Origin of the sequence: Nocardioides sp. (genome assembly GCF_047606145.1) — a bacterium.
Taxonomy (GTDB): domain Bacteria; phylum Actinomycetota; class Actinomycetes; order Propionibacteriales; family Nocardioidaceae; genus Nocardioides.
This window is the reverse complement of the sequence record NZ_JASGET010000017.1, coordinates 26,851-51,845: the sequence shown is the minus strand read 5'-3', so window position 1 is coordinate 51,845 and position 24,995 is coordinate 26,851. Positions and strand designations below refer to the sequence as shown.

Sequence of the window (24,995 nt, the reverse complement as noted above, 5' to 3'; positions counted from 1 at the left end):
CTGGTCGCGGCGGCGCGGGCGGCACTGCTGGCGACCCCCGAGGCGGCGGTCGCCCGGGCCTTCGGCGAGCCGGAGCTGCTGACCGCGCCGGTGTCCTGCGATGGAGCGTCGAGCGCGGAGTTCCTGGTGGTGGCGGGCGAGACCTACTGGAAGGCGGCGGTCTCGTCCACCGGCGTCACGCTCAGCGCTCACCCCACCGACGCCTATCCGCGGCTCGGCTACCTGGCGGCCGAGCTGTCGCCCGCGGAGGGCCGAGGTTGACCTCCTCGAACATATGTTCGATCCTTAGGTGTGGGCACAGTTGCGGAGGCGATCCGGCCGCACCGGCGCGAGGCGGAGATCGAGCAGCTCCGCGCCCGGATGCGCCGGCTGGAGCGGGCCAGCACCGGGCGTGAGCTGACCACCCACCCGGTGCTGGCGGACCTGCTGCGGCTGCGGACGGGGAGTGCGTACGCCGTCGGCGACGTCGGGCTGGCCCTGTTGCTGCTCGCCGGACCGTCGGCGGCGGGCGAGTGGTGCGCGGTGATCGGCGAGCCGGACCTCGGCGTGCTGGCGGCCGCCGAGACCGGGGTCAACCTGGAGCGCACCATCCTGGTGCCGCAGCCGGGGGAGTGCTGGGTGGAGGCGACGGCGGCGCTCATCGACGTGGCCACGCTGGTGGTGCTGCGTCCGCCGGGGAGGGTCCCGGTCGGGCTCGCCGAGCGGCTGGCGGCGAGGTTGCGCGCCCGGGACGCGGCCCTGGTCTGCCTCGGCCGGGACTGGCCCCGGGCGGAGGCCCGGGTCACGCTGGGCGATCCCCGGTGGGTCGGTCCGGGACAGGGCGAGGGGCATCTGCGGGCGCGCCGGGTGGAGGTCGAGGTGCGCCGCGGCACCGCACCCGCCCGGCGTACGACGCTGTGGTTCCCGTCGGTCGAGGGCCGGATCATGCGCGCCGAGTCCGAGGCGTCCGGCGCCGTCGGTCCGGGGCTCCGGGAGGTCGGCTGATGCGGATCATGGTGGTGTGGTGCGCCGACTGGTCGGTCGCCGCGGCGCTCGCCGCGGCCGGCCTGCCCCGGCACCTGCCGGCGGCGGTCTTCGGTGGCGCCGGCGGGACGAACCTGGTCCACGCCTGCAACGAGGCGGCCCGCTCGTTCGGGATCCGCCGCCGGATGCGCCGCCGCGACGCCCAGTCGCGCTGCCCGGAGCTGGTGGTCCTCCGGGCCGACGAGGCGGGCGAGGCCCGCGCCTTCGAGGAGGTGCTGACGGCGCTCGAACAGATCCGGCCCGGGGTGAGGCCGCTGCGGCCCGGGCTGGTCGCCCTGCGTTCCCCCGCGCGGTACTACGGCGGCGAGGCCGAGGCCGCGGCGGTGCTCGCCGAGTGCGTGGTCGAGGTCGGTGTCTGGGATGTGCGGATCGGCGTCGCCGACGAGCTCTTCACCGCCGAGCAGGCCGCGCGCCAGGCGAGGGTGCAGGACAGTCGCATCGTCCCGGCCGGGGAGTCGGCCGACTTCCTGCGCGGACTGCCGGTCGAGGTGATCGCCGAGGAGGAGACGGTCGGTCTGCTGCGCCGGCTCGGGCTGCCCCGGCTGGGCGATCTCGCCGACCTCCCGCCGACCGACATCAGGGCCCGCTTCGGTGCCCAGGCGGCCTGGGTACGGGAGGTGATCGCCGGCGCCGGCCGCCGTCCGCTGACCGGCCGTACGCCGCCTCCGGAGCTGGCCTGCGAGATCGGCTTCGAGCCGCCGCTGACCTCGGCGGAGACGGTCTGCTTCAGCTCACGGCGGACGGCGGAGCTGTTCATCGCCGGCCTCGACCGGCGCCGGTTGGTGGCGACCGAGGTGATCATCGAGGTGGAGACCGAGCGGGGTGGCGGAGCCGGCTCCGCGGCGGCCTCGATCCGACGCTGGCTGCACCCGCGCTGGTTCACCTCCACCGACCTGATCGATCGGCTGCACTGGCAGATCGGCGGGCAGACAGATGGGCGGCCGGGCGGGCGGCGGCGTGCCGGCGAGATCGCCTCCGCCATCACCCGGGTGCGGTTCGTGCCCGGCGAGGTCGTTCCCGAGTCGGTGCACGCCGATGGCCTGTGGGGTGGTACCGACGCCCGGGTGGAGCGCGGCGTCGCCCGGGTGCAGGGGATGCTCGGGCCGGACGCGGTGGTGGCGCCGATGCTCCAGGGCGGTCGGTCCCCCGGTGACCGGCAGGCCGTCCGCTCCTGGGGTGCGCTCCGGCCGGGTGGACCGGGTGAGGGCGGGCTGCGGGACCCGGCCCTGCCCTGGCCGGGCAGCATCCCGCCGCCGGCACCGGCCCGGGTGCTGGCCGAGCCGTGGCCGGCCGAGGTGGCCGACGCCTCCGGCCGCCCGGTCGTCGTACGCGTCCGGGGAGGCGTGAGCGGCGAGCCCTCCCGGTTCCGGACCGCGCCGGGCGAGCGGTGGCAGCCGGTCGCCGCCTGGGCAGGTCCCTGGCCGGTCACCGAGCAGTGGTGGGAGCCGGGCGGGGGACGGCGGATCGCACGCTTCCAGCTGGTCGGGGTGGACGGTCGCGCCTGGTTGCTTCGCTACGACTGCGACGGTCCAGGTGGCCCAGCGTGGGCCACCGAGGCGGCCTACGACTGAGGGGGTGAGGCGATGGGATGGGACAACCCGAACATCGGGTGGAAGGAGATGGAGCGGAGGCTCTCCGGCCGGCCGCTGCCGAGTGATCCGTACGGCGACGCGCCGATCTCGCGGCGCAAGAGGCGGCCCGCCGCCGTACCGCCCGCCGAGCCGACGGAGCCGACCGGGTCCGCTGAGCCGATCGGACCGACCGAGCCGCCGGTGCCGTACGCCGAGCTGCACGCCCACTCCGACTTCAGCTTCCTGGACGGGGCCAGCAGCCCGGCGGCGCTGGTCGAGCAGGCGGTCGCGCTGCGGCTGGAGGGACTGGCGCTCACCGACCATGACGGCTTCTACGGCGCGCCGGCGTTCGCCGAGGCCGCCGCGTCGCATCCGGAGCTGCGCACCATCTACGGCGCCGAGCTGTCGCTCGGGCTGTCGGCACCACAGCAGGGCGTCGCCGACCCCGAGGGCACCCATCTGCTGGTGCTGGCCCGTGGCGTCCCCGGCTATCGCAGCCTGGCCGCCGCGATCACCGAGGCGCAGCTGCGTGGCGACGAGAAGGGCCGTCCGCGCTACGACCTCGACGAGCTCGCCGCGCACGCCCGGCACAGCGACGACTGGCTGATCCTGACCGGCTGCCGCAAGGGACACCTGCGGCAGGCGCTGGCTGCCGGCGGACCCCGCGCGGGGGCACGGGCGATCGGGGAGCTGGTGGAGATGTTCGGCGCGGCGAACCTCGCCGTCGAGCTGACCGACCACCGTCATCCGACCGACAGCGCCGACAACGACCTGGTGGCCGGTATCGCTGCCGAGCATCGGCTGCCGACGGTGGCGACCGGCAACGTCCACTACGCGACTCCCGAGCGACACCGGCTCGCCGATGCGATGGCCGCGGTGCGGGCCCGACGCTCACTGGGCGAGATCGCCGGCTGGCTGCCGGCGGCGCCCTCGGCGCATCTGCGCAGCGGTGCCGAGATGGAGCGTCTCTTCCGGCGCTACCCGGGTGCGGTGGCCCGCTCGGTCGAGCTGGCGGCCGGGTGTGCCTTCGACCTGCGCAAGGCCTCGCCGCATCTGCCCAAGCGGGGCATCCCGGCCGGGCACACCGCGGTCAGCTGGCTGCGGGAGCTGACCGAGCGTGGCTTCGCGCTCCGCTATGTCGACGCGAACCCGGGCGACCCCACGTTCGTCGCGGCCGCCCGGGAGCGGATCGAGGAGGAGCTGGCGACCATCGAGAAGCTCGACTTCTGCGGCTACTTCGTGATCGTGCACGACATCGTCGCCTATGCCCGGGACCGGCGGATCCTGTGTCAGGGCCGGGGGAGCGCCGCCGCCAGTGCGGTCTGTTACGCGCTCGGGATCACCGCCGTCGATCCGGTCTACTACGAGCTGCCGTTCGCCCGGTTCATCTCCGACAACCGCGAGGAGCCGCCCGACATCGACGTCGACTTCGACTCCGATCGCCGGGAGGAGGTGATCGGCTGGGTCTACGACACCTACGGTCGGCACAACGCCGCCCAGGTCGCCAACGTCATCAGCTACCGGCCGAAGATGGCGGTGCGGGACGCGGCCAAGGCACTCGGACACTCGCCGGGGCAGCAGGACGCCTGGTCCAAGCGGGTGCACAGCTGGTCCCAGGTGGAGGACGGCGGGGTCGACGAGGACGGAGCCGAGGATCGGGCCGGCCACCGGTCCGAGGGCAGAGGGTCCGGTGGCAGAGGGTCCGATGGGCAGGACGACCTGGCCATCCCCGAGCCGGTGCTGGCGCTCGCCCGGGAGTTCCACGGCGCCCCGCGCCATCTCGGCATCCACTCCGGCGGGATGATCCTCACCGAGGAGCCGTTGGGCGAGGTCTGCCCGATCGAGCGCGCTCGGATGCCGGGCCGCACCGTGATCCAGTGGGACAAGGACGCCGCGGAGTTCATGGGGCTGGTCAAGTTCGACCTGCTCGGGTTGGGGATGCTCGCCGCACTCGACCACATCATGCGGATCGTCGCGCAGCGGTGCGGTGAGTCCTGGGAGCTGGCCAGCATCCCGAAGGAGGAGCCGGCGGTCTACGACATGCTCTGTCGCGCCGACTCGATCGGCGTCTTCCAGGTGGAGAGCAGGGCCCAGATCGGGACCCTTCCCCGGCTGCTGCCGCGTTGCTTCTACGATCTGGCGATCGAGATCGCGTTGATCAGGCCCGGCCCGATCCAGGGCGGCGCGGTGCATCCCTACGTACGCCGGGCCACCGGCCGCGAGCCGGAGAGCTACGCCCACCAGCTGCTGGAGCCGGTGCTGCGGCGGACCAGGGGAGTGCCGCTCTTCCAGGAGCAGCTGATGGAGATGGGCCGGGTGCTCGGCGACTTCAGCGTCGACGACGCCGACCTGCTGCGCCGGGCGATGGGCTCCAAGCGGGGTGTGGAACGCATCGAGTCACTGCGCAGACAGCTCCTCGACGGGATGCGGGAGAAGGGGCTGAGCGAACAGCAGGCCGGGGCGATCTACACCCAGATCGTCTCGTTCGCGAGCTTCGGCTTCGCGGAGTCGCACGCGCTCAGCTTCGCCAAGCTGGTCTACGCCTCCTCCTGGCTCAAGCTGCACTACCCCGGCGCCTTCCTGGCCGGGCTGCTGCGAGCACAGCCGATGGGCTTCTACTCGGCGCAGTCGCTGACCCAGGACGCCCGCCGGCACGGCGTACGGGTACGACGGCCGGACCTGCTGCGCTCGGCCGAGGCCGCGGATCTCGAGCCCCTGGCCGGCCCGGCCGGCCCGGCCGGCCCCGACTCGTCCGCGGGGCGGGAGGAGTGCCTGGGCGATCATCTGGGAGGTCCCACCGACTGGGTGCCCGGCACACCCGATCCGACGCCCGAGCACCGTCGCGACGCCGGCCTCGCCGTCCGGCTCGGCCTGGGCTCGGTGCGCGGGATCGGCCAGGAGGTGGCGGCCCGGATCGTGGCGGCGCGGGCCGAGCGGAGCTTCACCGACCCGCTCGACCTCTCCCGCCGGGCCGGGCTGGACCGGGCGCAGCTGGAGGCGTTGGCCACCGCCGGCGCACTCGACGAGGCCTTCGGGCTGACCCGTCGGCAGGCGCTGTGGCAGTCCGGGTGGACCGAGACCGAGGAGCAGCTGCCCGGGCTGCGACTCAGCGGCGAGGTGCCGCTGCTGCCGGAGATGAACGAGGTGGAGACCACCCTCGCCGACCTGTGGGCGACCGGGGTGACCACCGGCTCGCATCCGTTCGCACATCTGCGCGCGCGGCTGAGCGCGGCCGGGATCCCGACGGTGGCGGAGCTGGCCCGGGTGGAGGCCGGCCGACGGCTGACGGTGGCGGGACTCATCACCCACCGGCAGCGGCCGGGTACGGCGGGCGGGGTGACCTTCCTCAACCTCGAGGACGAGACCGGGATGCTCAACGTCATCTGCACCGCCGGGCTGTGGCATCGCCACCGCAAGGTGGCGGTCTCGGCCAGCGCGATGCTGATCCGCGGCATGCTGGAGCGCAACGACGGCGTCACCAACCTGGTGGCCGACCGGCTCTCGACGCTCGACGAGCTCCATCCCGAGGCGGCCCGGGCGCTCGCGGCGCGGCATCGCTCCCGGGACTTCAGGTAGTTCGACCGGTGGCCGCGCCGTCGAGCCGATCGTCCTCGGGGAGCTGCTGCGCGCCCGAGCCCTGGTCCAGGGCCGATCTCGCGCGTGCGGGCCTTCGCGTCGGTCCGCGCGAACCTCGCGCGACAATGGGGCGTGCCCTCCACCCTGCCGCCCGGCGACCCCGTGCCCGACGACGGCGGCCTGCCGGCGGGGGCGCTCGAGGCGGTGGGCTCCCACGGCTTCGGCTGCTACGTGCACGTGCCGTTCTGCACGGTGCGCTGCGGCTACTGCGACTTCAACACCTACACCGCGACCGACCTGGGCCTCACCTCGTCCGGGGGTGCGGTCACCAGGGCGGCGTACGCCGACCAGGCGATCGCCGAGATCAGGCTCGCCCGCCGGGTGCTCGGTGAGCGCGACCTGCCGGTAGAGACGGTCTTCTTCGGCGGTGGTACGCCGACCCTGCTGCCGCCGGCCGACCTGACCGCGATGCTCGGTGCGATCGGAGCCGAGTTCGGGCTCGCCCACGACGCGGAGGTGACCACCGAGGCGAACCCGGACAGCGTCGGCCCGGCCGAGCTGGCCGCGCTGCGCGAGGGCGGCCTCACCAGGATCTCCTTCGGCATGCAGTCGGCGGTCCCGCACGTGCTGGCGACCCTCGACCGCACCCATGACCCCGACCGGGTGCCGCGGGTGGTCGAGTGGGCCCGCGCCGCCGGGTTCGAGCAGGTCTCGCTCGATCTGATCTACGGCACGCCGGGGGAGAGCCTGGCCGACTGGCGGACCTCGGTGCGGGCCGCGCTCGACTGCGAGCCCGACCACGTCTCGGCGTACTCGCTGATCGTCGAGGACGGCACCGCGCTGGCCCGCCGGGTCCGCCGCGGCGAGCTGCCGATGCCCGACGAGGACGACCTGGCCGACAAGTACCTGCTGACCGACGAGCTGCTCCGGGCGGCCGGACTGGAGTGGTACGAGGTGTCCAACTGGGCGAGCGGCCGGGCACAGCGCTGCCGGCACAACCTGCTCTACTGGCGCGGCGGTGACTGGTGGGGGATCGGACCCGGGGCGCACAGCCATGTCGGCGGCGTGCGGTGGTGGAACCGCAAGCATCCGGCCGCGTACGCCGAGCGGGTCGAGGCCGGCCTCAGCCCCGCCCAGGCGCGGGAGGTGCTGGGCGCCGAGGACCGGCGGGTGGAGCGGGTGCTGCTGGAGCTGCGACTGGCCGACGGCCTGCCGGTGGACGCGCTCGACGAGGCCGGTCGCGCCGAGCTGCCGGTGCAGGTCGAACGCGGCCTGGTCACCCGTACCGCGGACCGGCTGGTGCTCACCGACGCCGGCCGGCTGCTCGCCGACGGCGTGGTGCGTGACCTGCTGCCCTGACCGGTTGCCCTGACCGGTGACCGGGACGGCAGGTCAGGGGAGGACCCGGGGCGTCCCCGATGGCTCGGCGCACCACGGCGACGCATGCTGGAGCCATGACAGCAACCACTCTCTCCCGCCCCCGCCAGGGGCGCTGGATCGCCGGGGTCTGCGCCGGCCTCGCCCGCCGGTTCGGCCTGGACCCGAACGTCGTCCGGATCATCGCGGTCGTCTCCTGCCTGCTGCCCGGGCCGCAGTTCATCGCCTATATCGTCTTGTGGCTGCTGATGCCCGAGGACGACACGGCGTGACGACCACGACGCCGGTGCCCGGCGTGCCGACCTGACGCCCGGGCCCGGGCTACCGTGTCCGGGTGGCTGATCGATATGGCAACGACGTCCTCGCCGGTGACTGGCGCAAGCCGAAGCGTGGCCGGGCGGTCGAGACGCCCGCCGAGTACGGTGCGGTCGTCGAGGAGGTCGAGACCGACTTCGTCGGCGAGATCGTCAAGGTCGATCGCGACCTGTACACCGTCACCCTCGAGGACCGGCGCCGCAAGCGCCGTACCTTCCCGCTCGGGCCGGGCTTCCTGCTGGAGGGCCGACCGGTCATCCTGACGCCGCCGGTGGTCGCGGTCACGGCGCCCAAGCCGAGCAGGACGGCCTCGGGATCGGTCGCGGTGGCCGATGCGCGAGCCCGGGTCGCACGCGCCTCCCGGATCTTCGTCGAGGGCCGGCACGACGCCGAGCTGGTGGAGAAGGTCTGGGGCGACGACCTACGGATCGAGGGCGTCGTGGTGGAGTACCTCGGCGGCGTGGACGACCTCGCCGACCACCTGCGCGACTTCGAGCCCGGTCCGCAGCGCAAGGTCGGCGTACTCGTCGACCACCTGGTCACGGGCTCCAAGGAGGCCCGGATCGCGGAGTCCATCCGGCGCTCGGCGGTCGGGCAGCACGTCTTGATCGTGGGGCACCCGTTCATCGACATCTGGCAGGCGATCAAGCCGGACCGGGTGGGGTTGGCGGAGTGGCCGCAGATCCCGCGCAGCATCGAGTGGAAGAAGGGCATCTGCCAGCACCTGGGCTGGCCGCACCGCGACCAGGCCGACATCGCGCGTGCCTGGAAGCGGCTGCTCTCGACGGTGAGCTCCTGGAGCGACCTGGATCCGGCGCTGCTGGGCCGGGTCGAGGAGCTGATCGACTTCGTCACCGCGGAGTAGCTTTCGCCGCACCGTCACCGGGCGGCGGCCACCTCCACCAGGAGCGTCGTCCCGTTGAGCGTCACCCGATCGCCGAGGACCTCCAGCATCTCCCGGGATGGCTCGACGACCTCGACCCTGGCTCCCCGTCGTACGAGCGGCAACGTCGCGCGTCCGGTGCCGGCGCCCACGTCGAGCACGCGACCGTCGAGGCGTGCGCCCGCCGCGTGGCGAATGTCGTCGAAGAGCCGGCTCGGGAACTCCGGCCGCCAACGCTCGTAGTCATCGGCGGCACGTTCGAACGAGCGCGCCCGCCGCGTCCTGTCGGCTGGGTCCATGCCATCCACACCGATAGGACATCATCTGCGGCCGCGACCCGGTGTGCCGCCGCGCCCTCAGGTCGCGGACCGTCGAGCCGGCCGATCGGTGCCCTCGCGATCGGTGCCCGCCGTCGGTCGAGTAGCCCGTCGTGAGGAACGAGCCAGGGCGTATCGAGACCGTGCGAGACCGGCGCGGAATCTGTGGGGCACCTCTCGCTGTTGTGGGTGACTGCGATGACGAACCAGCCACCGAGCCCACCGGGCGCGACCACACCACGCGCCACCACAGCAGACGGATTCCGAGTGCTCGGCGTGGCGATCCGCCGAGAGCCGTGGGTCTTCACCCTCTCGACCCTGGGCAGTGCGCTCTTCGGCGCGCTCACCGTCGCCGACGCATGGGTGCTCGGCTGGTCGACCGACCACGTCATCCTGCCGGCGTTCCGCGACGGTGAGATCGGGGCGGGCTGGCTGGTGGCGGTGGTGGCGCTCTTCGTCGCGGTGGCGATCCTGCGGGCCGTCGGCGTGGTCGCCCGGCGACTCGGCGCGGGCATCATGCAGTACCGGATGCAGGCGCACTACCGACGCGCGGTCACGCGCAGCTATCTTCGGCTGCCGCTCTCCTGGCACCACCGGCATCCGACCGGCCAGCTGCTCTCGATCGCCAACTCCGACGTCGAGGCCGCGTGGGCACCGATCGCGCCGCTGCCGATGGCGGTCGGCACCATCGCGATGATGGTGATCGCGGTGGTGCAGATGTTCCTGGCCGACATCGTGCTCGCAATGATCGGGCTGTTGGTCTTCCCCGCGGTCATCGCCACGAACCTGATCTATCAGCGACTCAGCTCTCCGCTGATGACCCGTGCCCAGCAGCTGCGCGCCGAGCTGAGCGGGATCGCGCACGAGTCCTTCGACGGCGCCCTGGTGGTCAAGACGCTGGGTCGCGAGGACGAGGAGACGGGCAGGTTCGGCGCCAAGGCGCGCGAGCTGCGCGACGTCAACATCCGTGCCGGCCGGTTGCGAGCCGCCTTCGACCCGAGCCTGGCGGCGCTGCCCGAGCTCGGCGTGCTCGTCGTGCTGGCGGTGGGCGTGGCCCGGGTCCTGGCCGGGGCCGCCGTGGCCGGCGACGTCGTCCAGGTCGCCTACCTGCTCACCATCGTGGCCTTCCCGATCAGGTCGCTGGGCTGGCTGCTGGGCGAGTTCCCGCGCAGCGTGGTCGGCTACCGCCGGGTGCGGTCGGTGCTCGACAGTCCCGGCGCGATGGAGTACGGCGCGATGGGGTACGGCGATCGGCGGACGAGCGGCGACGGTGCTCGGCTCGAGCTGGAGGCGGTCGGCTATTCCTATGCCGACACCCGCCAGGAGGCCAGCCCGGAGACCAGCCCGGAGACCAGCCCGGACGTCGGCCCCGATGCCGACGGCCCCGACGACCACGGCCTGCTCGACCGGGTGGACCTGGTGGTCGAACCGGGCCGCACCGTGGCGATCGTCGGCCCGACCGCCTCCGGCAAGAGCACCCTGACGATGTTGCTCACCCGGCTGATGGATCCGGTGCGTGGCCGGATCCGGCTCGACGGCATCGATCTGCGCGACCTCTCGCCGGGTGCGCTCGCCGAGGCGGTGGCGCTCGTCCCGCAGACCGCGTTCATCTTCGACGACACCGTCCGGGGCAACGTCGTCCTCGACCGGGCCGTCGACGACGAGGCGGTGTGGGAGGCGCTGCGGATCGCCCAGGCGGACGGCTTCGTCGCCGCTCTGCCCGACGGTCTGGAGGCGCGCCTGGGGGAGCGCGGCGCCAGCCTGTCCGGCGGCCAGCGACAGCGGATCGCCCTCGCCCGGGCACTGGTACGCCGCCCGCGGCTGCTGATCCTGGACGACGCGACGTCTGCGGTCGACCCGGAGGTCGAGCAGCGCATCCTGGCCTCGCTCCGCGACGCCGACGCGGGGCGGGCCACCCTGGTCGTGGTCGCCTACCGCCGGGCGACCATCGCGCTCGCCGACGAGGTGGTCCATCTCGAGGGCGGCGAGGTGGTCGACCACGGCACCCATGACGACCTCCTGGCCCGCGATCCGGGCTACGCCCGGCTGGTCAACGCCTACCAGCCCGAGGAGGTGGAGACCCGGTGACGAGCCCCACCTCGACCACGCCGTCCTCGACGGGCCCCGCGACGACCGGCGTCGACTCGGGGGAGTCGCTCGGCGCGATGGCGACCATCCGCCGTGGGCTGCGGTACTCCCCGGAGCTCGCCGAGGGCATCGGCGTGACGCTGGCGCTGGCCGTGCTGGCGAGCATCGGCCAGGTCGTCGTACCGGTGGCGGTGCAGCAGACCCTCGACCATGGGCTGCACGGCGACCACGGTGCCGACGTCAGCTTCGTGGTGCTGGCCGGCGTCTGTGCGGCGGCCGCGATCGCGATCACCGGGATCGCGTCGTACCTGATGACCCGACGCCTGTTCACCGCCTCCGAGCGTGGGCTGGCGACACTGCGCACCAAGGCGTTCCGCCATGTCCACGAGCTGCCGATGCTGACCCAGGCCAGTGAGCACCGCGGTGCGCTGGTCTCCCGGGTGACCAGCGACGTCGATCAGATCAGCCAGTTCATCGTGTACGGCGGCCTGCTCTTCGTGGTCAGCATCGGCCAGATGCTCATCGCCACCGTCGTGATGGTGGTCTACTCCTGGCAGCTCGCGCTGGTGGTCTGGGCCTGCTTCGGTCCGCTCTTCGCCAGCCTGCGGTTCTTCCAGCGCAAGCTGGCCAGCGCCTACACCCATGCCCGCCGCCAGGTCGGCGCGATGCTCTCCGCGATCGCGGAGCCCGTCGTCGGAGCGGCCGTGGTCAAGGCGCACGCGATCGCCGACCGTACCCAGCAGCGCATCGACCGTGAGGTCGAGGCGACCCAGCTCGCGCAGACCCGCGCGCAGGGCTTCACCGCCTCGTTCTTCAGCCTCGGGGGCCTCTCCGGCGGGCTCGCCAACGCCGGGGTGATCGTCGTCGGCGTCCTGCTCGGCCTGGCCGGCGATCTGAGCGCCGGCAAGGTGCTCGCCTTCGCCTTCCTGGTCACGCTGTTCGTCGGTCCGGTGCAGACCGGGTCGCAGATCCTCACCGACGCCCAGAACGCGATCGCGTCGTGGCGCCGGGTGATCGGCATCCTCGACACGCCGGCCGATCTGAGCCCACCCGACGCGGCCACCGGTGAGATCGGCGAGATCGGCCAGATCGGTGAGACCGGCCAGGACAGGCAGGACAGGCAGGACAGGGCGGTGGCGCTGCCACGCGGCCCGATCGCGGTCACCTTCGACCGGGTCGGCTTCGCCTATCCGGGCGCGGCCCCGGTGCTGCACGACGTCAGCCTCGAGCTGGCGGCCGGCACGCGGGTCGCGGTGGTGGGCGAGACCGGTTCGGGGAAGTCGACCCTGGCCAAGCTGCTCACCCGGCTGATGGATCCGACGTGCGGCCGGATCCTGTTGGACGGCGTCGATCTGCGCCGGATCGGCTTCGACTCGCTCCGGCGCGGTGTGGTGCTGGTGCCGCAGGAGGGCTTCCTGTTCGACGACACCGTGGCGGCCAACGTGCGCTACGGCCGGCTCGAGGCCACCGAGGCGGAGATCGAGCGGGCGGCGGCGACCCTGGGCCTGGCCGACTGGCTCGACCGACTGCCCGCGGGTGTGCGGACCCGGGTGGGCCAGCGCGGTGAGTCGCTGAGCGCCGGCGAGCGTCAGTTGGTGGCGCTGCTGCGCGCTCAGCTCGCCGATCCGGACCTGCTCGTCCTGGACGAGGCCACCTCGGCGGTCGACCCCGAGCTGGAGGTCCGGATCGGTCGGGCGTTGGAGCGGCTGCAGGCCGGCCGTACCTCGGTCACCATCGCGCACCGGCTCTCCACGGCGGAGGTCGCCGACGAGGTGGTGGTCGTCGACGCCGGCCGGATCGTCCAGCGTGGGCCGCACTCCCGACTGGTCGCCGAGGTCGGCTCCGTCTATGCCCGGCTGCACGCGTCCTGGACGGCACAGCACACCGCCGAGCCGTCCCGGGCGAGGGCAGCGGAGTGAGACGCGCGGGAGTGGAGGGGGCCAGGACCGGCCGGGACCGGTTCAGTGCGAGGGCGGTGTCACCGGCAGCGGCAGGTGCATCGACATCACCGCCAGCTCGCCGTTCGTCTCGCTGACCCCGTGCACGGTGTTCGGCGAGATGATCAGCACGTCGCCCTTGGCGATCCGGTACGGCGTGGCGTCCACGCAGTCGCGGGCGCTCAGGTTCGGCCCGTGCCGCTCGGGGTCGACCAGCGAGCCGCCCAGCAGCATCGTTCCCTCGCCGTCGACGACGACGTAGATCTCGTACTGGTCCTCGTGCAGGTTGTAGCCGTCGGCCGGCTTCGCGCGGGACTCCAGCATCAGCTCGAAATGGCCGATGCGGAGCATCTCGGTGATGAACGGTGGCCGCGGCGTCCAGGTCTCGCCGCGGAGCTCGGCGGCACGCCCGTCGGCCACCACCCGCTCGATCTCGGCGGCGCGCACGATGACCGGCGCGACGCCGGCGTCGTCGGGGTGTGCGGCGGGGATGACGGGCTCGCCGGGCTTCAGCGCGGTCGGCTCACTCATGGTCGGGCTCCTTCGAGTCGTGTGATGTCGTGCCACTCCTGGCGACGTCGTGCCTGGTCGTCGGGGTCGGGCACCGGCGCTGCGGCGAGCAGCGCCCGGGTGTACGGCGCGCTCGGCGCGTCGCAGATCTGGGTGGCGGGGCCGTGCTCGACGACCTGGCCGGCGCGCAGGACGAGGATCTCGTCGCTGAGGTAGCGCACCACGCCGAGATCGTGGGAGATGAACAGATAGCTCAGCCCGCGGCGCCGCTGCAGCTCGACCAGGAGGTTGAGGACCTGGGCCTGGACGGAGAGGTCGAGGGCACTGGTGGGCTCGTCGCAGACGATGAACTCGGGGTCCATGACCAGGGCGCGGGCGATGGCGATCCGCTGCCGCTGACCACCCGAGAACTGGGCCGGGTACCGGTCGGCGGCACTGCTGGGCAGGCCCACGTCGGTCAGCGCGTGCTCGACCCGCTCGTCGATCTCGGCGCGGTCCAGCCGCAGGTTGTAGCGCAATGCCTCGGTCAGGGTGTCCCGGATCGTGCAGGCGGGGTTCATCGAGCCGTAGGGGTCCTGGAAGACCACCTGCAGCCGTCGGGAGAGCAGCTTGCGCTCCGCTCGGGAGGTGCGGGTGATGTCCTGGCCGTCGAAGACGACCCGGCCGCCGGTGGCCGGGGTCAGCCCCAGGAGGACCGAGCCGATGGTCGTCTTCCCCGAGCCCGACTCGCCGACCAGCCCCAGCGTCGTACCCCGGGCGACGGAGAAGCTCACCTGGTCGACCGCGGTGAAGACCCGCCGGCGCCGGCCCTGGTAGTCGACCCGCAGGTCGGTGACCGCGAGCAGGTCGTCGCGCTGTCCGGTCACCTGGTGAGTCTCGGTCATGCCGATCTCCCGTCGAATCGTTCGCCGGTCCGCACGCATCGGGCCGTCCGGCCCGCGGTCGGCTCGACGAGGGGGATCGGCGCGGCGCGACAGGCGTCGATCACCAGTGGGCAGCGGTTCTGGAAGTGGCAGCCGACGGGCCACTCGGTCGGCTGCGGCACGCTGCCGGGCAGCGCCGGCAGCGGTTGGCCGCGTACGCCGCGGTGCGGATCGGACCTGAGCAGGCCGGCCGTGTAGGGGTGGAGCGGGCCGCGGACCATCGCTCGCACGTCGGCGCGTTCCACGGTCTCGCCCGCGTACATCACCACCGCCCGTTCGCACAGGTCGGCGAGCACGCCCCAGTCGTGGGTGATGAGGACGACCGCCGTGCCGCTGTGCTGCAGGTCGCGCAGCAGCTCCAGGATCTCGGCCTGCACCGTGACGTCGAGTGCGGTGGTGGGCTCGTCGGCGATCACCAGCTCCGGACCGCCGGCCAGCGCGGCCGCGATCCCGATCCGTTGCGCCATCCCGCCGGAGAGCTGGTGCGGGTAGCTCTTCGCCACGCGATCCGGCTGCGGCAGCCTGACCCGTTCGAAGAGCTCGAGCGCCCGCTGCCGGGCGGTCGCGCGGCCGCAGCCGGTCGCGCGGCGTACCGCCTCGGCGACCTGCGAGCCGGCGGTGAAGCTGGGGTCCAGGCTGGCGATCGGATCCTGCGAGATCCAACCGATCCGGGAGCGTCGCACCGCGCGCAGGGCCGAGGAGGAGACGGTGGTCAGGTCGGTGCCGTCGAACCAGACCTGGCCGGTGCTGATCCTGCCGCCGACCGGAAGCAGACCGAGGATGGAGGCGGCGGTGACGGTCTTGCCGCAGCCGCTCTCGCCGACCAGGCCGACGGCCTCGCCGGGCCTGACGTCGAAGCTGACGCCCCGGATCAGGTCGGTCGGCGTGTCGTCGATCGGGACCGTCACCGTCAGGTCGCGCACCGCCAACAGGACGTCGGTGGGCGGGGGACCGGCGGCAGGCTCGGTGATGGCAGAGTCACCGGCCACCGCGACCCGGGCCTGCTGTCCCACGGTGGTCGTGAGCGTCCGTCGCCGCGGCCGGGTCGAGGACGCCGGCGCCTGCTGGTACCGCTCGGCCAGGGCGTCTCGGACGCCGTCGGCGGCCAGGTTCAGCGCGATGATGAAGGTGATGATGATGAAGCCCGAGGGCACCAACAGCCAGGGCTGCACCCCGAGGTTGCGGGACGCCTCGGCGACCAGGTTGCCCCAGCTGGCCGTGGTGGTGCCGACGCCGAGGAAGCCGAGCCCGGTCTCCATCAGCACCGCTCCGGCGGCGAAGGTGGAGATCTGCACCAGCGCGGTCCCGGTCACCTTCGGCAGCACATGCCGCACGATGATCACCCGGTCGCTCAGACCCGAGCTGACCGCGGCGCGGACGTACAGCTCCTCGCGTACGCCGAGGGTCACCGATCGGACCACCCGGGCGAGTCCCGGAGCCGCCAGCAGGCCCATGGCCGCCATCGCCGCGGTCTCGTTGCCCGGGAAGATCGCCAGCACGACGAGCAGCACGATCATCACCGGGATGGCGAAGAGCAGGTCGGCTGACTTGAGCACGAACCGGTCGAACCGGCCGCGGCGGTAGCCGGCGACCATGCCGGCGGGCACCCCGATCACCGCGAACACGCCGGTGGCGGTGAGGACGCCGAGCAGGGTGACCCGGCCGCCGTACAGGATCCGGCTGAAGACGTCCTTGCCGAGCTCGCCGGCACCGAGCCAGTGCTGGCCGCTCGGCCCGGTCAGTGCCGCGCTCAGCTCCTGATGCTCGGCGCCGTAGGGGGCGAGCACGCCGGCGAAGATCGTCCCGATCACGATCAGGGCGAGATAGACGAGGGCGATCATCGCCACCGGCTTGCGGATCAGCCGGGCTCCGAAGCCGGTCCGTCGGGTCGTGCCCCGCCGCGAGGTGGTCGACATGTCGGCCGGCAGCTCGCCGGTGCCGGGTGCCGTGGTCATGACCGCACCTTCGGGTTGACCAGCGAATAGCTGAACTCGATCACCAGGTTGATCACCATCACCACCATCGTGAAGACGACGGTGAGACCCTGGATCATCGGGATGTCGTGGCTGGCGGTCGAGCTCACCGCCAGGCCGCCGAGTCCCGGCAGCACGAACACGGTCTCGGCCAGGACGGTGCCGCCGAGCAGCACCACCGCGATGATGCCGAGCATCGTGATGATCGGCGCGGCCGCGTTGCGCAGGACGTGCTTGAGCAGGATCTCGCGCGGGGACGCGCCCCGCGCCCGCAGCACGCGCACGTACTCCCGGCCGAGCTCGGTCAGCACGCCGTCGCGGATCTGTTTCGCCACCGGGGCCGCGGCCGGGATGGCGAGGGTGAGGACCGGCAGGACCAGCGACTGGAGCCACTGCGCCGGCGACTGGCCGAGCGGGACGTAGCCGGTGGCCGGGAAGATCTGCAGGCGCACCGCGAAGGTGGAGACCAGCACGAGGGCGAACCAGAAGTTGGGGACCGCGATCCCGATCAGCGAGATCACGTCGACGACCTTGCCCAGCCACCCGCCGCGGACGGCGCTGATCAGGCCCAGACCGATCCCGAGCACCGCCGCGACCGCGACCGCGCCGACGATGAGGCTGACGGTGACGCCGATCCGACCGGCAATGGCGCTGGTGACCGACTGACCGGTGATGATCGACTCGCCGAGCTGGCCGTGCAGGGCGGCGGAGAGCCAGTGCCAGTAGCGGACCGGAAGCGGCTCGTCCAGACCGAGCTGCTTGTTCAGCGCGGCCACCTGCGCCTGAGAGGCGCTGGCGCCCAGGATCGTACGGGCCGGGTTGCCCGGAACCAGCGCGGAGAGCACGAACGTCACCGCCGAGACGGCGAGCAGCACCGGTACGGCGCCGCACACCCAGCGCCACAGGATCTTCAGCATGTCCGAGCACCTCCCGCATCCGCCGCGTCCACTGGCTCGCCGGCCTCCACCGACGGTCGGGCACCGGTGACCAGGTCCGCCGCGCGCTCGCCGATCATCACCGCGCTCAGGTGCGTGTTGGCGCGCGGGATGGTGGGGGCGACCGACAGGTCCGCGACGCTCAGCCCGTCGACACCGCGCACCCGCAGATCGGTGTCGACGACGGCGTGCTCGTCGTCGGCGCCGCCCATCGGGGCGCTGCAGCTCACGTGCGCGGTGTCGTGTGCGTGTCCGCGGATCCAGGCGTCGACCGCGGCGTCGTCGTCGACGGCGGGCAGCTCGCCACCGTCCATGCCGAGCACGGCCCGCAGCGGGGTCTCGCCGATCGCGGCGGTCAGCATCGGCACCGCCTGGCGGAACATGGCGCGCAACGCGGCCAGGTCCCGCTCGTCGCCGAGCAGATCGAGCTCGACGTCCGGCAGTGCCCGCGGGTCGGTGTCGGTCACGGTGAGCCGGCCGCGGGAGAAGCACTCGGCGACCTTGCAGAGCAGCCCGCCGACGGGGGCTCCGGTCTGCGGGACGTTGACGGTGGTCATGATGACGTCGCCGGCGCCGCCGAGGCCGGTGGTCTGCCGGATGGTGACGTTCCCGCGCTGACCCGAGAGCGAGCCGACGCCGTGGTCGAGCACCAGGCCGAACTCGTAGCCGACGTGGTCCTGGATCCTGCGGCCGACCGGAAGATCGGCGACCACGTCCCGGCCGAGCGTCGCCAGATCCTCCGCCGGGCCGATCCCGGAGCGCAGCAGCACGCCCGGGGTGAGGAGGGTGCCCCCGCAGAGGACGACGTGGTCGGCCCCGATGTCATGGACCTCGTCACCGATCAGCGCCCGGACCCCGACCGCGCGGCCGTGGTCGACCAGGACCTGGTCGACCAGGGCGCCACCCTGGATGGTGAGGTTCGAGCGCTGCCGGGCGGGCTCCAGGTAGCCGTCGTTGCTGGTCACCCGGACGCCGAGGCCGAGGTTGTAGGCGCTCGCCGACGCTCCGGTCCGGCCCGGCTCGTGATAGTCCGGCACCCAGTCCAGGCCGGAGGCCACCGCGGCCTGGGCCACGGCCTGGTCGACGGTGCCCCAGAACTGGCGCGGCATCCGCACGATGGGGACAGGGCCGGCGTCACCGTGGTAGTCGGCGTCGCCGAAGTCGACGTCGTTCTCCAGCCGGTTGAAGTAGGGGAGCACGTCGGCGGCACCCCAGCCCTTGCAGCCCGCGGCGGCCCAGTCGTCGAACTCCTCCAGCGGCGGTCGGATGGCGAAGCAGCCGTTGATCGTCGAGGTACCGCCCAGCCCGCGTCCACGCAGGTACTCGGTCGGTGGCCCGCCGGCGAACCGGCGGGCCCGTTGGCCGGCCCACAGGAACTGGCTGGGCAGCTCGTCGACGTGCAGCTCGAACTGTTTGAACGGATGCCGCAGCGAGTCGGGCAGGGCGGCCGAGCGCCAGTCCTCGCCGGCCTCGAGCAGGCAGACCTGCACCCCGCGCTCGCTCAGCCGGCCGGCGACGGCGGCGCCGGCGGAGCCGCCGCCCACGACGACTACCTCGTAGCAGGAGCGCAGCTGCGGCGCGGTGGTGACCGTGTGTGTCATCTCGATGGGTTTCCCTCGGTGGTCGGTCGGCTCGGTCGGCTCGGTCGGCTAGGTCAGCTCGGTCAGGCGGTCTGGTGGAACATCAACGGGCTCGCGTACGGCGCCCCGACACTGGTGGCGACACCTCCCAGGTCGTCGGCCGCGAAGTAGATCACCGGTGCGAAGGCGATCGGTGCGAACCACGCGTTCTTGACCAGGTACTCCTGCATCTGCTGGTCGAGCTTCGCGCGGGCGGTCTCGTCGGCGGCCGCCGCCCGGTGCCACAGCGTCTCCAGCTTCTTCGAGCGCGAGCCGAAGCCGTTGAACGCCTGCGATCCGGGCATGAAGAGGTCCAGCCCCTGTTGGTACATGGTGTTGCCGTCGTACCCGCCGACCCAGGCCGGATAGGTCTTGTTGGTCGCATCGTCGGTGTAGGTCCCGAGATCGCTCTTCACGTCCACCGTGCAGTTGATGCCGATCTTGGCCAGTTGCCCCTTGACCGCGTCGGCGACCTGGTCGAAGCCGGCGAAGGAGGCGGCAAGCAGCTTCAGCTCGAAGCCGTCCGGGTATCCGGCCTCGCCGAGCAGCTGCTTGGCCTTGTCCACGTCGTAGGAGTAGTAGTCGGCATAGCCGGCGGAGTAGCCGTCCCCGCCCTTGGCGATGGTCTCGTCCGTCTCCACCCCGTAGCTGCCGAAGACGGCGCTGGTGACGCTGTCGCGGTCCAGCGCGTAGTTGATCGCCTGCCGCACCCGGACGTCGCCGAGCGGCTTGCAGACCTCGCCACCGCGGTCGATGAGGAAGACGCCGGTCATGATCGCCGGATTGGCGACGATCTGCAGGCCTGCGCTCTTGGCCTGCGCGGCCATGCTTCCGTTGCCCTTGAACAGCGCGACCTGGCCGGTCTTGGCGGCGTTGAGCGCGGCCTGGCTGTCGGCGATGATCCGGATGACGACCTTGTCGTAGTACTGCTGCGAGGTGTCGTAGTAGCTCGGGTTGGCCTCGTAGGTGTAGTGGTCGCCGGCGACCGAGTCGTCGCCGTTGTAGACATAAGGACCGGCGCCGTGGCTCTGGCCGGTGATGGAGAGTGCCTGGGGGTTGGCCAGGCCGGTCGGGCTGATGACCTGCCCGATCGGGTACTTCTGGGTCAGCAGGGTCGGCAGTGCCGGGTTCGGTGTCGACGACCTGATCGACACCGTGAGCTTGTCGACGGCCGCGAAGGTCATGCCCTCCAGCAGCGCCGCGTGCGCGCCCTTGCCGTCGCGAACGTACTCGAGGGAGGCCTTGACCGCTGCCGCGTCGAGGGCGTCGCCGTCGCAGAAGGTGACGCCCGAGCGCAGCGTGAGGTCGAGCCGGGTGTTGCCCTTGCCGACGAACTTGTACGACGTGGCGAGCCGTGGCTTGACGCTGCCGTCGGAGTCGAGCAGCAGCAGCGGGTCGTAGGCCAGCTGGCTGAAGTCGGTGTAGTTGTGGTCGAGGATGCCCGGGTTGAGCGAGGACGGCGGTTGCTGCTCGGCGAAGGTGAGGGTCCCGCCCTTGACGATCTTGCTGCCGGTCGGACTCGAGGACGAGGTCTGCGCGCCGCAGCCCATCAGCAGCGCGGCGGTGCCGCCGAGGGAGAGCCCGAGGACCGAACGGCGGGAAAGACCGAGCGTGGGATGAGTGTTGTGCATCGGGCTCTGCTCCTGTCGCGGCCTGTGCCGCACGCGTAATTGATCTACAAAATTGTGGAACGATGTGACTGGTGTCACGCATTGAACAACAACCCTTGACTGACGTCAAGGAAAGTGAGGGTGCATCTCACCGACTGGTTGCGCATCTCAGCGCTTGACCCGCCGGCGCCCTAGGGATGGGCCGCGGACGAGCCCACCAACGGCCCTGCCGGCAGTTGGCCGGCGATGCGACGTGCCGCACGCAGCACGAGTGCCACGCTGAGCAGGGTGGGGTTGGCGCCGGTGGCGGTGGGGATGATGCCGTTGCCGCCGAGGTAGAGGTTCGTCAGGGACCAGACCCGACCGTCGCTGTCGCACACCGAGGTTCCGTCGTCGGCCGTTCCCATCCGGAAGGTGCCCTGGAAGTGCTGCGAGCTGCCCGGCTCGAGGAGGATCGGCTCCGCCTCCGGCACGAGCGGCTCGATCGCCCGGCGGGTACGCCGGAGGGTGTCTCGGGCGCGCTCGAGGTTCGCCTCGTCCCGGGCGCTGAACCCGTAGGAGATCGAGATCGCCGGCATGCCGAACGCGTCGGGGACCGCGTCGTCGAAGCTCACCGCGTCCTGGTGGCGAATGTCCTTGGGCACCAGCAGCGCCAGGCTGACCGAGGGCGACCGGGCGTCGTGGTCGTCGTGGTCGATATCGGTGTCGCCGTGGATCATGATCGGTCCATGGAAGGGGTGCGCCTCGGAGAGCGGCATCCACAGCGCATCGAGCAGTTCCCCGCCACCGGGATGAGCCTCGCCGGGTTCGTGGTCGGCCGCAGGTCCGGTGGGTACGACGAGCCAGGTGTGGTCGTTGAGATAGTGCCCGAGCGCCGGTGGCCTGATGCCGGAGGCCCAGAGCAGCTGGGGGGTGCGGAGCGAGTCGGCCGCGACCAGCACCGCGGCGGCGCGGGTCGTCCATCGTTCCCCGGTGCGCCGATCCTCGAGCTCGACGCCGGTCACCCGGGCTCCGTCGGTGTCGATGCGCCGGGCGAGCGTATCCGGCCGGATGGTGATGCGCTCGGCGCCCGCCCCGGCGGCCTCGAGGATGTCGGCGGGTCCGGTCCAGTGCTGTCGCCCGCTGTCGTCGACGTCCACGGCGAGCGGCATCGGCTGCGGGCCTCGCCCCTCGGGGAAGCCCGGATACTCCCTCGCCAGTGCGTCCACGATCCGGGCACGCACGGATCGTGCGGGCAGCGCCGACTGGGTCACCCGCAGCAGGGCGCGGGCGTCGTCGAGGCACTCGTCCAGCTCGGCGTCGGAGAGCTGCGGAGGACGCTCGGCGCCATAGGGCCACGGGCAGGCGCCGGTCCAGAGCACGCCCATGCCGCCGACGCCGGCGGCCATCGCCGCCGCCCGCAGGTCGACTCGCTGTCGATCGGGCGCGGCTGATACATCGGCTGATACATCGGCTGAGGCACCGGCTGAGGCACCGGCTGAGACACCAGCTGGGGCACCGGCTGCGGAGTCGGGCCGATTGTGCTCGACCAGGAACGTCCCGGGGAAGGCGAGTCGATCCGAACCCACCGGGTTCGTCCCGATGGCGCGATCCTCGATGCCGCTGGGTGGGTAGTCGCGGGCCACCGGCCCCTGCAGGCGGCGCAACACGGTGGCGAGCTGATCGTCGGCGAGGTGGCGCTGGTTTCGGCCGGGCGGATCGGTGAGCGCCGGCCCGACCTCGACGATGAGCACCCGTGCGGTGGGGTCGCGGCGGACGATCTCGACTGCGGCGGCGCTGCCGACCGGACCGCTTCCGACGATCAGGACGTCGGTCTCTTCGGGTCGTTCGTGACAGACCCGAGGGTGCTGTGGCATGCGGGAATCTCCCTGTGGCATGGGCGTCCGGTGGACGGCATCGTGCGGACGCGCACCGCACCGGGCGTACGTCACCGGTTCGGCGCGAGTGTGAGCGGTGCCACTCATCGAATCAGGGGCATCGGCACATGTCAATGAAATGTACCTACAGGATTACAAAAAGATTCCGGCGGTCGGGACGCTGCTGCGGGGGCCAGCCCACGGGGCCTGACCACGGGGGCGGATAATGACCCGGTGACCTCCTTGGACCCGGCCATCGCCGCACGCCTCAAGCGGGACCCGCAGGGTCTCGTGCCGGCGGTGGTGCAGCAGCACGACACCGGTGAGGTGCTGATGCTCGGCTACATGGACGACGAGGCGCTGGCCCGCACGTTGAGCACCGGGCGGGCGACGTACTGGTCCCGCAGCCGCGGGGAGTACTGGGTCAAGGGCGAGACGTCCGGTCACCGGCAGCAGGTCATGGAGGTGCGGCTGGACTGCGACGGCGACACCCTGTTGGTCAAGGTCGACCAGGAGGGCCCGGCCTGTCACACCGGAGACCACACCTGCTTCGACGCGGGCCTGCTCGATGGCTGATGACCGGGTGGACGACCAGGTGAGCGACGGCGCGGAGCCAGCCGATCCGTCGCCCGATCAGGCGTCCGACGATGCGGCACCGGGCGACCGGAGGCGCTCGCGCCGGAGGTCGTTCGGCCCGGTCGTCCTGGTCGGTCTGGTCGGCGCCGGGGCGGCGGCGATGGCCGGCAGCAAGGACTGGGTGAGCCCGAAGCCGTCGAGCACCAAGGCGATGCTGGACGCGTACGGCGTGACGCTGGACGCGCCGGCGGTGACGGCACTCGCCCTGGTCTCCCTGGCGGCGTGGGGCGCCGCACTCGTCACCCGGGGCTGGGTGCGACGGGTGATCCTGCTGCTCGCCGCGCTGGCCGCGCTGGTGAACCTGCCGATCGCCGTGCAGGCGGCCCGGTCGGTCAGCGATACGGTGACCGGCAGCAGCGGCGCTCACGGCGAGCTCGAGTCGGTGACCGGCTACTCCTGGACGCCGTGGCCGTGGTTCGCCGGGGTCGGACTGGTGTTGACCCTGGTGGCTGCCGTGCTCGGTGTCCTGCTGGCGCGGTCCTGGCCCGAGATGGGCAGCAAGTACGACGCCCCGGCCGGTGCCGCTCCGGCTCCCGCGGTTCCGCTGGAGGAGCAGTCCAACCTGGAGCTGTGGAAGGCACTCGAAGACGGCCGTGACCCGACCCAGGATGCGACCCAGGATGCGACCCGTGCGGAGAATCCGGGCGAGCACTGAATAGACTTGTGCCATTCGTGAGCCGGTGACCTCACCCCCTCACGTCGCCGGTGCCCGCCGGCACAGCCCATGCCCCGTTCGAAGGAGACCGCGCATGTCCGACAACCACGGCAACACCCCGGCCGCGTGGAGCGCCGTGGCGGTCGCGCTGCTCGGCTTCGTGATCGGCTGCGTCGGGATCATGCTCGAGCCGGTCAACTGGGTGATCTTCGCCATCGGCGCCGTCGTCGTGGTCGCCGCCGGTGTCCTGTTCGTGGTGATGGCGCGACTCGGCTACCACGCCGAGGGCCACTGAGCCGCGTGGGTGAGCAGCAGATGAGCAACCGATGAGCGGTCCGCAGGCGGGTGCGCTGGCCGGCGATGTGCTGACCGATCTCGTCGCCGGGGCCCGCGCCGACTTCGAGGAGCGCCGTACCAGGGTGAGCACGGCGGATCTGCGCGCCGCGCTCGCCGACGTGGACCCGCCGCGCGACCCCATGCCGCACCTGCGCGGTCGGGGCAGCAGTGTGATCGCCGAGGTCAAGCGGAAGAGCCCGAGCAAGGGCGCGCTGGCCGACATCCCGGACCCGGCGGCGTTGGCAGGTGCCTATGCGGCCGGGGGAGCGGCGGCGATCAGCGTGCTCACCGAGGGGCGTCGCTTCGGCGGCAGCCTCGAGGACCTGCGGGCGGTGCGCGCGCGTGTCGACGTGCCGTTGCTGCGCAAGGACTTCATCGTCGACTCCTACCAGCTGCTCGAGGCCCGCGCCGCCGGCGCCGACCTGGCGTTGCTGATCGTGGCGGCGCTCGGCGACGACCAGCTGCGCCGGCTCCACGACGAGGCCCGTGCCCTGGGACTGACCGTGCTGGTGGAGACCCACGACGAGGCCGAGATCGAGCGGGCGGTGGACCTCGGCGCGGAGCTGATCGGCGTCAACGCCCGCAACCTCAAGACCCTCACCGTCGACGCGGACCTCTTCGCTCGACTGGCACCCTTGATCCCCGAGCAGTGCGTGAAGGTGGCCGAGTCGGGCATCTTCACGCGCGGCGATGTCCAACGCTTCGTCACCCAGGGCGCGCGCGCCGTACTCGTCGGCGAGGCGCTGGTCAAGGACGGCGACCCCGCGGCAGCGGTCCGCGGCTTCACCGGTCTGACGGCCTGATCCGTCCTGATCCGGCCCGATCCGTATCGTGAGAGAGCAGCATGACGACCGA

Annotated in this window: 21 protein-coding genes; 13 read left to right on the top strand and 8 right to left on the bottom strand. The window is 72.3% G+C overall.

Annotated features, from left to right (window positions below; all coding sequences use genetic code 11):
• From QM638_RS02130 to QM638_RS02100, 7 genes are all read left to right on the top strand, one after another.
• A partial coding sequence (locus QM638_RS02130; protein ID WP_415140279.1) for a hypothetical protein occupies positions 1 to 261 on the top strand: 261 nt, incomplete at its 5' end.
• 30 nt (positions 262 to 291) lie between these two features.
• Positions 292 to 984 (top strand): hypothetical protein, encoded by a 693-nt coding sequence (locus QM638_RS02125; RefSeq protein WP_415140278.1) that lies wholly within the window; start codon positions 292 to 294, stop codon positions 982 to 984.
• Positions 984 to 2,594, top strand: a complete 1,611-nt coding sequence (locus tag QM638_RS02120) for a DNA polymerase Y family protein (RefSeq protein ID WP_415140277.1) — start codon at positions 984 to 986, stop codon at positions 2,592 to 2,594. The genes QM638_RS02125 and QM638_RS02120 overlap by 1 nt, the downstream gene beginning before the upstream one ends.
• Before the next feature lie 12 nt (positions 2,595 to 2,606).
• Complete coding sequence (locus QM638_RS02115) at positions 2,607 to 6,170, top strand: error-prone DNA polymerase (RefSeq protein WP_415140276.1); 3,564 nt, start codon at positions 2,607 to 2,609, stop codon at positions 6,168 to 6,170.
• A gap of 132 nt (positions 6,171 to 6,302) precedes the next feature.
• A complete protein-coding gene (gene hemW / locus QM638_RS02110; RefSeq protein WP_415140275.1) occupies positions 6,303 to 7,529 on the top strand; it encodes a radical SAM family heme chaperone HemW in 1,227 nt (408 codons plus the stop codon).
• Positions 7,530 to 7,624: 95 nt separating this feature from the next.
• Positions 7,625 to 7,819 (top strand): PspC domain-containing protein, encoded by a 195-nt coding sequence (locus QM638_RS02105; protein ID WP_415140274.1) that lies wholly within the window; start codon positions 7,625 to 7,627, stop codon positions 7,817 to 7,819.
• 62 nt (positions 7,820 to 7,881) lie between these two features.
• Positions 7,882 to 8,727: a DUF3097 domain-containing protein gene (locus tag QM638_RS02100; RefSeq protein WP_415140273.1), complete on the top strand. Its 846-nt coding sequence runs from the start codon at positions 7,882 to 7,884 to the stop codon at positions 8,725 to 8,727.
• 14 nt (positions 8,728 to 8,741) lie between these two features.
• Here QM638_RS02100 and QM638_RS02095 read toward each other — a convergent pair whose 3' ends face one another.
• On the bottom strand, positions 8,742 to 9,044 hold the full coding sequence (locus tag QM638_RS02095; RefSeq protein ID WP_415140272.1) for a class I SAM-dependent methyltransferase: 303 nt from the start codon (positions 9,042 to 9,044) through the stop codon (positions 8,742 to 8,744).
• A gap of 216 nt (positions 9,045 to 9,260) precedes the next feature.
• Between QM638_RS02095 and QM638_RS02090 the strand changes: the two genes are divergently transcribed.
• The gene (locus QM638_RS02090; RefSeq protein WP_415140271.1) at positions 9,261 to 11,150 is read left to right on the top strand and encodes an ABC transporter ATP-binding protein; all 1,890 of its coding nucleotides are present in this window, start codon (positions 9,261 to 9,263) and stop codon (positions 11,148 to 11,150) included.
• Between the two features lie 77 nt (positions 11,151 to 11,227).
• Positions 11,228 to 13,069, top strand: a complete 1,842-nt coding sequence (locus QM638_RS02085; protein ID WP_415140283.1) for an ABC transporter ATP-binding protein — start codon at positions 11,228 to 11,230, stop codon at positions 13,067 to 13,069.
• A 42-nt stretch (positions 13,070 to 13,111) separates the two neighbouring features.
• On the opposite strand, the gene QM638_RS02080 is transcribed toward QM638_RS02085, so the two are convergent.
• The 7 genes from QM638_RS02080 to QM638_RS02050 form a co-directional block, all read right to left on the bottom strand.
• The gene (locus QM638_RS02080; protein WP_415140270.1) at positions 13,112 to 13,618 is read right to left on the bottom strand and encodes a hypothetical protein; all 507 of its coding nucleotides are present in this window, start codon (positions 13,616 to 13,618) and stop codon (positions 13,112 to 13,114) included.
• Positions 13,615 to 14,481: an ATP-binding cassette domain-containing protein gene (locus QM638_RS02075; RefSeq protein ID WP_415140269.1), complete on the bottom strand. Its 867-nt coding sequence runs from the start codon at positions 14,479 to 14,481 to the stop codon at positions 13,615 to 13,617. The genes QM638_RS02080 and QM638_RS02075 overlap by 4 nt, the downstream gene beginning before the upstream one ends.
• On the bottom strand, positions 14,478 to 16,475 hold the full coding sequence (locus tag QM638_RS02070) for a dipeptide/oligopeptide/nickel ABC transporter permease/ATP-binding protein (protein ID WP_415140268.1): 1,998 nt from the start codon (positions 16,473 to 16,475) through the stop codon (positions 14,478 to 14,480). Before QM638_RS02070 ends, QM638_RS02075 begins: the two co-directional genes overlap by 4 nt.
• Entirely contained in the window at positions 16,472 to 17,410 is a 939-nt protein-coding gene (locus QM638_RS02065) for an ABC transporter permease (RefSeq protein WP_415140267.1), read from the bottom strand. Before QM638_RS02065 ends, QM638_RS02070 begins: the two co-directional genes overlap by 4 nt.
• Positions 17,404 to 19,029: a GMC family oxidoreductase gene (locus tag QM638_RS02060; protein ID WP_415140266.1), complete on the bottom strand. Its 1,626-nt coding sequence runs from the start codon at positions 19,027 to 19,029 to the stop codon at positions 17,404 to 17,406. The genes QM638_RS02065 and QM638_RS02060 overlap by 7 nt, the downstream gene beginning before the upstream one ends.
• A gap of 62 nt (positions 19,030 to 19,091) precedes the next feature.
• Positions 19,092 to 20,678 (bottom strand): ABC transporter substrate-binding protein, encoded by a 1,587-nt coding sequence (locus QM638_RS02055; RefSeq protein WP_415140265.1) that lies wholly within the window; start codon positions 20,676 to 20,678, stop codon positions 19,092 to 19,094.
• Positions 20,679 to 20,848: 170 nt separating this feature from the next.
• The gene (locus tag QM638_RS02050; RefSeq protein ID WP_415140264.1) at positions 20,849 to 22,513 is read right to left on the bottom strand and encodes a GMC oxidoreductase; all 1,665 of its coding nucleotides are present in this window, start codon (positions 22,511 to 22,513) and stop codon (positions 20,849 to 20,851) included.
• A 234-nt stretch (positions 22,514 to 22,747) separates the two neighbouring features.
• Between QM638_RS02050 and hisI the strand changes: the two genes are divergently transcribed.
• The 4 genes from hisI to trpC all read left to right on the top strand — a co-directional run bounded on the left by hisI (position 22,748) and on the right by trpC (position 24,943).
• On the top strand, positions 22,748 to 23,089 hold the full coding sequence (hisI, locus tag QM638_RS02045; protein WP_415140263.1) for a phosphoribosyl-AMP cyclohydrolase: 342 nt from the start codon (positions 22,748 to 22,750) through the stop codon (positions 23,087 to 23,089).
• Positions 23,082 to 23,804, top strand: a complete 723-nt coding sequence (locus tag QM638_RS02040; protein ID WP_415140262.1) for a Trp biosynthesis-associated membrane protein — start codon at positions 23,082 to 23,084, stop codon at positions 23,802 to 23,804. Before hisI ends, QM638_RS02040 begins: the two co-directional genes overlap by 8 nt.
• A 94-nt stretch (positions 23,805 to 23,898) precedes the next feature.
• Complete coding sequence (locus QM638_RS02035) at positions 23,899 to 24,099, top strand: HGxxPAAW family protein (protein ID WP_415140261.1); 201 nt, start codon at positions 23,899 to 23,901, stop codon at positions 24,097 to 24,099.
• Positions 24,100 to 24,130: 31 nt separating this feature from the next.
• Positions 24,131 to 24,943, top strand: coding sequence for an indole-3-glycerol phosphate synthase TrpC (gene trpC, locus QM638_RS02030; protein WP_415140260.1), 813 nt, complete (start codon positions 24,131 to 24,133; stop codon positions 24,941 to 24,943).
• Positions 24,944 to 24,995 lie beyond the last annotated feature (52 nt).

Excerpts from the sequence above, each read along its gene's own strand:
- QM638_RS02035 (WP_415140261.1), top strand. The coding sequence starts at position 23,899 with ATGTCCGACAACCACGGCAACACCCCGGCCGCGTGGAGCGCCGTGGCG.
- QM638_RS02070 (WP_415140268.1), bottom strand. The coding sequence starts at position 16,475 with ATGACCACGGCACCCGGCACCGGCGAGCTGCCGGCCGACATGTCGACC.
- QM638_RS02075 (WP_415140269.1), bottom strand. The coding sequence starts at position 14,481 with ATGACCGAGACTCACCAGGTGACCGGACAGCGCGACGACCTGCTCGCG.
- QM638_RS02090 (WP_415140271.1), top strand. The coding sequence starts at position 9,261 with ATGACGAACCAGCCACCGAGCCCACCGGGCGCGACCACACCACGCGCC.
- QM638_RS02050 (WP_415140264.1), bottom strand. The coding sequence starts at position 22,513 with ATGCCACAGCACCCTCGGGTCTGTCACGAACGACCCGAAGAGACCGAC.
- QM638_RS02065 (WP_415140267.1), bottom strand. The coding sequence starts at position 17,410 with ATGCTGAAGATCCTGTGGCGCTGGGTGTGCGGCGCCGTACCGGTGCTG.
- trpC (WP_415140260.1), top strand. The coding sequence starts at position 24,131 with ATGAGCGGTCCGCAGGCGGGTGCGCTGGCCGGCGATGTGCTGACCGAT.
- QM638_RS02055 (WP_415140265.1), bottom strand. The coding sequence starts at position 20,678 with ATGCACAACACTCATCCCACGCTCGGTCTTTCCCGCCGTTCGGTCCTC.
- QM638_RS02085 (WP_415140283.1), top strand. The coding sequence starts at position 11,228 with ATGGCGACCATCCGCCGTGGGCTGCGGTACTCCCCGGAGCTCGCCGAG.
- QM638_RS02060 (WP_415140266.1), bottom strand. The coding sequence starts at position 19,029 with ATGACACACACGGTCACCACCGCGCCGCAGCTGCGCTCCTGCTACGAG.
- QM638_RS02120 (WP_415140277.1), top strand. The coding sequence starts at position 984 with ATGCGGATCATGGTGGTGTGGTGCGCCGACTGGTCGGTCGCCGCGGCG.
- QM638_RS02105 (WP_415140274.1), top strand. The coding sequence starts at position 7,625 with ATGACAGCAACCACTCTCTCCCGCCCCCGCCAGGGGCGCTGGATCGCC.
- QM638_RS02080 (WP_415140270.1), bottom strand. The coding sequence starts at position 13,618 with ATGAGTGAGCCGACCGCGCTGAAGCCCGGCGAGCCCGTCATCCCCGCC.
- QM638_RS02115 (WP_415140276.1), top strand. The coding sequence starts at position 2,607 with ATGGGATGGGACAACCCGAACATCGGGTGGAAGGAGATGGAGCGGAGG.
- QM638_RS02040 (WP_415140262.1), top strand. The coding sequence starts at position 23,082 with ATGGCTGATGACCGGGTGGACGACCAGGTGAGCGACGGCGCGGAGCCA.
- QM638_RS02095 (WP_415140272.1), bottom strand. The coding sequence starts at position 9,044 with ATGGACCCAGCCGACAGGACGCGGCGGGCGCGCTCGTTCGAACGTGCC.